Source organism: Streptomyces sp. NPDC053673, assembly GCF_055585225.1.
Window position 1 is genome coordinate 259,878 of record NZ_JBVJKN010000008.1, and the last position, 8,160, is coordinate 268,037.

Annotated in this window: 7 protein-coding genes; 5 read left to right on the plus strand and 2 right to left on the minus strand. The window is 66.2% G+C overall.

Going from position 1 to position 8,160, the window contains the following annotated elements:
• Positions 1–78: 78 nt before the first annotated feature.
• Positions 79–681: a cytochrome P450 family protein gene (locus tag ACZ6ZQ_RS15145; RefSeq protein ID WP_469768978.1), complete on the plus strand. Its 603-nt coding sequence runs from the start codon at positions 79–81 to the stop codon at positions 679–681.
• A 112-nt stretch (positions 682–793) separates the two neighbouring features.
• Here ACZ6ZQ_RS15145 and ACZ6ZQ_RS15150 read toward each other — a convergent pair whose 3' ends face one another.
• The gene (locus ACZ6ZQ_RS15150) at positions 794–958 is read right to left on the minus strand and encodes a hypothetical protein (protein WP_469768979.1); all 165 of its coding nucleotides are present in this window, start codon (positions 956–958) and stop codon (positions 794–796) included.
• Between the two features lie 137 nt (positions 959–1,095).
• Between ACZ6ZQ_RS15150 and ACZ6ZQ_RS15155 the strand changes: the two genes are divergently transcribed.
• Positions 1,096–2,721, plus strand: a complete 1,626-nt coding sequence (locus ACZ6ZQ_RS15155) for an alpha/beta hydrolase (protein WP_469768980.1) — start codon at positions 1,096–1,098, stop codon at positions 2,719–2,721.
• Positions 2,722–2,909: 188 nt separating this feature from the next.
• On the opposite strand, the gene ACZ6ZQ_RS15160 is transcribed toward ACZ6ZQ_RS15155, so the two are convergent.
• Positions 2,910–3,278 (minus strand): hypothetical protein, encoded by a 369-nt coding sequence (locus tag ACZ6ZQ_RS15160; protein ID WP_469768981.1) that lies wholly within the window; start codon positions 3,276–3,278, stop codon positions 2,910–2,912.
• A 388-nt stretch (positions 3,279–3,666) separates the two neighbouring features.
• Between ACZ6ZQ_RS15160 and ACZ6ZQ_RS15165 the strand changes: the two genes are divergently transcribed.
• The 3 genes from ACZ6ZQ_RS15165 to ACZ6ZQ_RS15175 all read left to right on the plus strand — a co-directional run bounded on the left by ACZ6ZQ_RS15165 (position 3,667) and on the right by ACZ6ZQ_RS15175 (position 7,994).
• The gene (locus ACZ6ZQ_RS15165) at positions 3,667–4,056 is read left to right on the plus strand and encodes a hypothetical protein (protein ID WP_469768982.1); all 390 of its coding nucleotides are present in this window, start codon (positions 3,667–3,669) and stop codon (positions 4,054–4,056) included.
• Positions 4,057–4,398: 342 nt separating this feature from the next.
• Complete coding sequence (locus ACZ6ZQ_RS15170) at positions 4,399–4,629, plus strand: response regulator transcription factor (protein WP_469768983.1); 231 nt, start codon at positions 4,399–4,401, stop codon at positions 4,627–4,629.
• An 836-nt stretch (positions 4,630–5,465) separates the two neighbouring features.
• Complete coding sequence (locus ACZ6ZQ_RS15175) at positions 5,466–7,994, plus strand: Pls/PosA family non-ribosomal peptide synthetase (protein ID WP_469768984.1); 2,529 nt, start codon at positions 5,466–5,468, stop codon at positions 7,992–7,994.
• Positions 7,995–8,160 lie beyond the last annotated feature (166 nt).

Here is an 8,160-nt window from a genome sequence, read left to right on the forward strand (position 1 = left end):
AGCCATCTGGGAGCCAACCCGCTCCCCAAGCCCCTTCCACGCTGATAGCCGGCGACAACGACATTTCCGCAGCTGCCCTTGCTGCCCTCGGCGGCGCTACCGCGGTTCCCGAATGGCGTCACGGTCGTGCACCAGCATCGGCAGGAGGAAGGCCGGACGACCACGACCGGGACGCCCGGCACGCTCCAACGGATCTTCGACTACTCCGCCCGGGCCGATCCCTACCCGCTCTACGCCGAGTTGCGCAAGACGCCGGTGGCCCAGCAGGAGGACGGCAGCTACGTCATCAGCACCTACCGCGAGATCACGGACATACTGAATGACCCGCATCTGAGTTCCGACGTGCGCAATCTGTCGCGTCCGATGCCCTCAGCCGAGGGAGGGGCCACGTCGTCGTTCATCCACATGGACTCGCCCGAGCACGATCGCCTGCGGCGTATGGCGATGCGTCACTTCGGCCCCCCGCACACCCCTGGGCTGGTGACCGGACTTGAAGGCTTCCTGACCACCACCGTCGGCAGCCTGATCGACGATCCGGCGGGCATGCAGCAGATCGACGTCGTCGACGATTTCGCCTTCCCGTTCCCCGTAACCGTGATCTGTCACTTGCTCGGCGTGCCACGCGAGGACGAGCCGCGGTTCCACCTGTGGGTGAACGCCATCATGAACTCGGTCGACTAGGACCCGAAGACCGACCCGAAGGAGAAACTGGACAAGGGCGTGCAGGCCCGCAAGGACTTGCGCCAGTGCCTCGGCGAGCTGGTGGAACAGCGCCACGGCCGGCTCGTCGCACTCAAGCGTTCAGCCAGCTCCGTCGGTCGCGGGCGACGCTGTACACCCGCTCCACCTGCTGCGTGTCGAGCACGCCGGCCAGTGGTCCGAGGGCGGCGACTTGGCGTTCCCGGTAGACGCGCACCTCCAGCTGTGTGGCGACAACGTCCAGGCTCCTCACGCGCACGGAGGCGATCCGAGCGCCCAAGGCATGCACAGAGGGTCAGGCGTACGGGCATGCAGTCGCGCCATGCTCAAGAGCTTGTTCTACTGAGGAAATAGGGCAGAAGAGGTGATTCGGAAGAGGTGGCCATGATGAGAGTCATGAGGTCCACGGCAGCCTCCGCGACGACGTCCCTACGAGCGGGCACCCTGGCCTCCTCCATCCTCCTGGTCTCCGGTGCCGTCGTCGCAGGCACTGGGGACGGCGAGGTGACAACGCCCGGGGCCGAGTCCCCCATCGCCTCCGCATCCGCGAGCCCGCACAGACCCCTGCCCGACTCGCTCACCGAACAGAAGCTGAGCTGGAAGGCCTGCCCGGCCCCCACGACCCTGCAGGGCGCGGATGCCGGAGCGCCGGGAAAGCTGCCGGACGGTACGCCCTGGGAGTGCGCCACCCTCAAGGTCCCGCTCGACTACGCCGATCCGGGCGGCGACACCATCGAGCTGGCGCTGATCCGCGCGAAGGCGCGCCCACGAGACGGAGAGGAACGCATCGGCTCACTCGTCTTCAACTTCGGCGGCCCCGGAGCGTCCGGCGTTGCCGCCCTCCCCCAGTTCGTGAAGGACTACCGCGATCTGCACGGCCGCTACGACCTGGTGAGCTTCGACCCGCGCGGCGTCGGCGCCAGCGCGCCCGTGCGCTGTCTGGACGACAAGGCCACTGACGCCGCGTACGAGTCCGACGGCACGCCCGACAACGACAAGGAGCTGAAGGCCGCCCTCGCGCTCGCGGAGAAGGTTACGGAGGCCTGCGAAAAGAACTCGGGCAAGGTCCTTCCGCACGTCGGCACGACCAATGCGGCCCGCGACATGGACCTGCTGCGCCAAGTCCTCGGCGATGACAAGCTGCACTACTTCGGCACCTCGTACGGCACTGAACTCGGCGGTGTCTACGCCCACTTGTTCCCCGAGAACGTGGGCCGGGCCGTCTTCGACGCCGTCGTCGACCCCACGCAGGACTCGTTGCAGTCGTCCCTCAACCAGACGAAGGGCTTCCAGCTCGCTCTGGACAACTACTTGAAGGACTGTGCGTGGCAGCCGGGCTGTACGACCGGCAGCAGCGTCGAGGAGGGTCGCAAGAAGATCACTGATCTGCTGAAACGGCTCGACGCACAGCCACTGCCCACCGACGACGGCCGGAAGCTGACCGAGTCCCGTGCGGAAGCCGGCATCTCCCTGGCGCTCTACTCCCAGGCCTTCTGGCCTGAGCTGACGCGGGCCTTGGCGGAAGCGGAGCGGCTGAAGACCGGGAACGGGCTGCTCTACCTCTCCGACTTGTACACGGAGCGCGATTCAAACGGCCACTACAGCAATCTGTTTCCCGCCCTCACGGCGATCTACTGCGCGGACAGCGAGCAGCGCTACACGGTCGACGACGTGAAGGCGAAGCTGCCCGAGTTCCGCAAGGCGTCCCCCGTTTTCGGTGAGTCCGCGGCCTGGTCCCTGATCGGGTGCACCGACTGGCCGGTCAAGGGCGAGGCCAAGGACCCTCAGGTCGCCGCCGAGGGGTCCGCACCGATCCTCCTTGTCGGCAACACCGGCGACCCGGCCACCCCGTACGAGGGAACCCGGCGAATGGCCGACGAGCTCGGCGAGGACGTCGGCGTAGAGCTCACCTACAAGGGGCAGGGGCACGGGGCGTACGGCACCAGCGGCTGTGTGACGAACGCGGTGAACGCCTATCTGCTCGACGGCAGGATGCCGCAGGACGGCACGGTCTGCGAGTAGCGGCGCGGACCGGCGGGGCTGCCGGCACGGGCCGGTCACCCGTCGGTCGGCCAGGAAAGTGCCGGAGGGACCGCTCACCGCGCACGCTGCTCACCGCATGCGGTGACCTCGTCAGTCGTGCGGCCGAAGGTGGACGGAGCACGCGGAGGGGTGCCCTCCCCGACAGCGTGAGGGCACCCCAAGGACGGTCAGCGGTAGTCGTAGCGGTTGTGACCCCAGTGGTGACCGTGGCCCCAGCGGTGACCGTGGTGCCGGTTGTCCCAGTGGTGTCCGTGGCGCCGGTTGCCCCAGTGGCGACCGTGGTCCCGGTGACCCCCGCGGTGGTGGCCCCAGCGGTCGCCACGGTCGCCGCGGTCGCCGCGGTGGCCGCGGTGGCCGCGGTCGTCGCGGTCGTCGCGGTCACCGCGCCCGTAGTCGTCACCGCGGTCGTGACCACGGTCGTACGTGGCCTGAGTCGCCACCGAAGGCGCAGAGGTGGCAGCGCCGGCGCCAGTGGCACCGCCCAACAGGACGGCGGCCGCGACGCCCAGCGCGGCGGCAAGACGGGAAACCCGCATTCCGTGCTCCTTTCACAGCAGGTGCCTGATGCGCCTGCCTGGGTCGGACAGGTCGATGTTTGCATCCCAAATGCACCATCGAGTCCGAATCATCACCAAAGACACCTCATGTAACGAAAAGTCGTTAGTTCGGGAACCGGCGCCCGGCGTGTCGGCGTCACGCGCGCGCGGACGAGTGGCCCGCACCCTCCTCCACCAGGGTGAACTTGCACTGGAAGCCATCGAGTACGCAGCAGCGGCCTGTGAACCCGGCGACGCCTCAGGCCCAAAGGGCCTCCGGAGCCAGGGGCAGGGGTCGTGGGCTTGCGGAGGCCTGCGCGTGGCCCGGCCTTGAGGGGGCTTGTTTCCGTCGCGGAGGGTCTCACGTCTCCGTTCGCCGGGTTGACCCGTGGCGCTCGCAGCGGCGACGGAACATCGCGCGGTACTCCCGGCTCTCGCCTACCGCTTCGACAACGACAAGTGGTGCACTGGTCAGCGGTTCGCGGCCTACCGAGCGCTACTCGGGGACGCATTCGACGGCCGCGTACTCGAAGCCGAGACGGCGAACACGAACCCTCCGCCCTTCTTCCGTGACGTCGTCGGTTGCGCCCACAGCGTCGTCACGGCACACCTCGTCGACCAGGACGGCCACCCCACCATGCAGGCCCGGAACGAGATCATCGCCTTCCTGGCCGAGCGGCTCGGGACGTGGCCTGAAAATCTCCCCCGACTACGGCGCGGTCGCTCAACAAGGCCCGCCCTGCATCAAGGAGTTGTTCACTGGGCTCGGGGCAAGTGAGCGCGGCACCTGGGAATTTGCCGCGGCCCGCTGGCGCGGGGCGCGGGCGTCTGCGCACCCGGGGGAGAGTTCCGTCGCGATCGCGGATGAGGGGGCAGGACGCGTGGGTCACCAGGAAGGGCGGCGGATCTTCATCGCAACCGCATGACACTTCTCTGTGGTCGTGCCGTGACCGCACGTGACGGTGTGGCGTGTGACACGCCTGTGACAGTCGGCGGACACCGTCATGAAGTCCTCCCGGCAGCCTTTTGAAAGAGGGCAAAACGCAGCATTCGGGCATATGCCCCCTGCTTCCGAGGGTGTGAGCAGTGATGACCGGGCCGATCCGCCGGAGGGAATCCCATGAGCCTCGCACTCGCCACGCCGCACGCCGAAGCCCCCGCACCCGCGCTGGCTCCGCGCGAGCAGGAAACGCTGCGGCACATCGCCGCCGGGCGCACCTACCTGCAGACGGCCCGCCACATGGGACTCTCCAAGCACACCGTCGACGCCTACCTCCGCCGCATCCGCGCCAAGCTCGGCATCCACAGCACCGCGGAACTCACCCGTCTCGCCATCACCCTCGGCCTCTGATACCCGAGGTCCCTTTTGTGCCGCATGCCCATCATGTGTATGCGACATATCGCAGACGGTATGCACTTGCGCCCCGGCGCGCCCCGTATACCCCATACGGGGAACACGTACACGGGGAGGCCCGGCTCCACCCGGTCAGCGCCTCGCCTGCGCCTTTTCGGTGGCGTATTCGGCAGCCGCGTGGAAACTGCTGCGCCTGCACGAGGGCTCAACGCCCTCGTTGCGATACCGCGCATACACCGCCATACGACTTCAGTGCGTCCAATCGGGGGACCTGTCAGTCGATACAAAAGAGGCCTGTCACCTGGCATATCGAGCCGCCGTGGGCGAGTTTACGAAGTCTTGAGGGAGATTTCCCGTCCAACTGGGCGCCTGCGCCGAATACGTCATAGATGCGATCAGGGGCTTCCCTGAGGAAGGCTCGGGCGCCGAGCCGAAGGTGTTCAGCGTCCGGCGGTGGATCGCCTCGCCTTGATACTCCGCGTTGATGGCGGCAAAAAACCTTTGATGGGAGTGATCGGTCTGCTGGTCATCCGCGGTTTGCGGACACGCCCACGAACGGCTGGGCGGCCGCGGCCCATGACATCCTCCGCCGGGGTATCCGGCCCAAGTGCCCCTGGCGGTGTGGACGGCTACTTCCGTACCGGCGCGAGCGAGTTCGAGTGGCAACAGTGCGGTGGACGACGGAGACTGGGGGACGTGGTTTTGTGAACAGACCAGAGCTCACGACCTCGTGGCTTCCGGATTGCGTGCTCCGCCCGTCGCGGCAGCGCGAGGAACACCGGGTGCCGGCCGCACCGACCCATGGTGGGTCGAAGTTCCCACAAGGAAATCGCATGGTGGAAGATTCTGTCGAGGTCTTGACGCCTGAGCCGGATGATTCTGCAATGACCAAACGCAGATACGCCGACTCCACGACCGGCACCGAGCGAAATTTTGCCGAGGTACTGGCCGGCGTCGTATGCGTCGAACAAGTGTCGGTCGACAGCCATTTCTTCGATGACCTGGGTGCGAACTCGCTGGTGATGGCCCAATTCTGTGCGCGGGTCAGAAAGCGGGCGGACCTGCCATCGGTGTCGATGAAGGACATCTACCAGTACCCGACGGTGCGAAGCCTTGCGGCGGCCCTCGGGGACGTCGAGCCCTCTCCTGCCGAGACATCAGCTCCGGCGCCGGTCGAGGAGGTAGTACCGGGAAGCACTCTGCATTACGTGCTCTGCGGAACGCTGCAGTTGCTGATTTTTCTCGGGTATTGCTTCGTAGCCGGGTTTGTCACTGCCCGGGGCTATGAGTGGATCTCCGCCGGTTCAGGCCTGGTCGACACCTACGTGCGGGCGGTCGTCTTCGGCGCTGTCGGGTTCGTCGGCCTGTGCACCTTCCCGATCGTTGCCAAATGGATTCTTATCGGCCGGTGGAAACCACGTGAATTCCCGGTCTGGGGTCTGGCCTATCTGCGCTTCTGGACCGTCAAGGTGCTGACCCACGCGAACCCGATGATCTTCTTCGTCGGGAATCCGCTGTACGTGCTGTATCTGCGGGCCCTCGGCGCACACATCGGCAAGGGTGTCACGGTCCTCTCCCGTACCAATCCGGTCTGCACCGATCTGCTCACGATCGGCGCCGGTACGGTGATCCGGAAAGAGGCGCACTTCCTCTGCTACCGGGCGCTCGCGGGGCACATCCAGACCGGCCGGGTCACGATCGGCCGGAATGCATTCGTCGGCGAGAAGGCCGTGCTCGACATCGGTTCGTCGATGGGCGACGGAGCACAGTTGGGCCATGCATCCGCGCTGTACAGCGGCCAGATGGTCCCGGACGGCGAGCGGTGGCACGGTTCCCCGGCCGAGCGCACGGACGTCGACTACGTGAGGGTCGCGCCCGCGCGGTGCGGCACACTGCGCCGGACCGGCTACGGCCTGGTGACGCTGCTCCAGCTGCTCTTCCTGTACATACCCCTGACCATCGGGGGCGCGTACATGCTGCTGACCCAGGTTCCGGCGGTGGGCAGGGCGCTGGCGCCCGGCACGGTGCAACTCACGTCGCCCGCGTTCTACATGGACGCGCTGGTCCTTTCCCTCATTGTTTTCTTCGGCTTCGCCATCGCGGGCATCGTCGTGTTGTTCACCGTTCCGCGCCTGCTGAACCTGGTGATCAAGCCAGACACGGTCTATCCGCTGTACGGCGTGCGTTACTCGCTGCACCGGATGGTCGCACGAATGACGAACATAAGGTTCTTCATATGGCTCTTCGGTGACAGCTCCTATATCGTCAACTATTTGCGCGGCCTCGGATACGACCTCTCCAAGGTCGAGCAGACCGGGTCCAACTTCGGCTCGAGGGTGCAGCACGAGACGCCGTATCTGAGCACTGTCGGCAGTGGAACGATGGTGGCCGACGGACTCTCCATCCTGAATGCCGATTACTCGAGCACATCCTTCCGCGTGTCCCGGGCGTCGATCGGGCCGCACAATTTCCTCGGGAACGACATCGCCTATCCCTCGGGGGGCAGGACGGGCGACAACTGCCTTCTGGGTACGAAGGTGCTGGTTCCGCTCGACGGCGAGGTTCACGAAGGGGTGGGCCTGCTCGGGTCGCCATGCTTCGAGATTCCCCGGTCGGTGGAGCGGGACGCCCGGTTCGACCATCTCAGGAGCGGAGACGCGCTACGCCGCGGCCTCGCCGCGAAGAACCGCTACAACATCCGCACGATGGTCTTCGTCCTGTTCGTGCGCTGGGTACACGTATTCGCCATCACGCTGCTGGGCCTCGCGACCGTCGACAGGTACGGGGCATTCGGACAGCTGATGATTTCTTTGTATCTGGCGGCCGCCCTTGCATTCACCGCGCTCTACTTCGTCCTGGTGGAGCGACTCATGACGAGATTCCGTCCGTTGAAGCCGCAGTTGTGCTCCATATACGAGCCGTACTTCTGGTGGCACGAGCGCCTCTGGAAGGTCCCCGACGAGTTCTTCGTCGTATTCAACGGCACCCCGTTCAAAAGCTTGATCTGGCGAATGTTGGGAACCCGGTTGGGCAAGCGCGTCTTCGACGACGGCTGCACCTTGTCGGAAAGGACGCTCACCACCATCGGGGACGACTGCACGCTGAATCTGTCGAGCAAGATCCAGTGCCACTCGCAGGAGGACGGCACATTCAAGTCCGAGTACAGCACGATCGGTGCCGGCTGCACTCTCGGTGTCCAGGCCCTCGTCCATTACGGCGTGACGATGGGCGACGGCGTCGTACTCGCCTGCGACTCCTTCCTCATGAAGGGCGAGGAAGTTCCCCGGCAAGCCCGGTGGGGTGGAAACCCAGCCACGGAATTGCGAGATGTCCCCCGTCAACCCGCAGTATCAGAGCGGTGAGTGGAGGGGAGAGTCCGATGGACATGCATGTCGACGCGGGCCGGGAGTTTTGGCGCGATGTTCTTCTCGCGGGTGGTTTCACCGCGATCCCGCGGTGGACGCACGATCCGGTGCCGGGCGTGGCCCGCTGCGAGGTGACGGTGCCGGACGATGTCGCGCAGGGGGC

What these genes read in the sequence shown, in the direction of transcription:
- ACZ6ZQ_RS15155 (WP_469768980.1), top strand. Translation starts at nt 1,096, where the DNA reads ATGAGGTCCACGGCAGCCTCCGCGACGACGTCCCTACGAGCGGGCACC.
- ACZ6ZQ_RS15160 (WP_469768981.1), bottom strand. Translation starts at nt 3,278, where the DNA reads ATGCGGGTTTCCCGTCTTGCCGCCGCGCTGGGCGTCGCGGCCGCCGTC.
- ACZ6ZQ_RS15170 (WP_469768983.1), top strand. Translation starts at nt 4,399, where the DNA reads ATGAGCCTCGCACTCGCCACGCCGCACGCCGAAGCCCCCGCACCCGCG.
- ACZ6ZQ_RS15175 (WP_469768984.1), top strand. Translation starts at nt 5,466, where the DNA reads ATGGTGGAAGATTCTGTCGAGGTCTTGACGCCTGAGCCGGATGATTCT.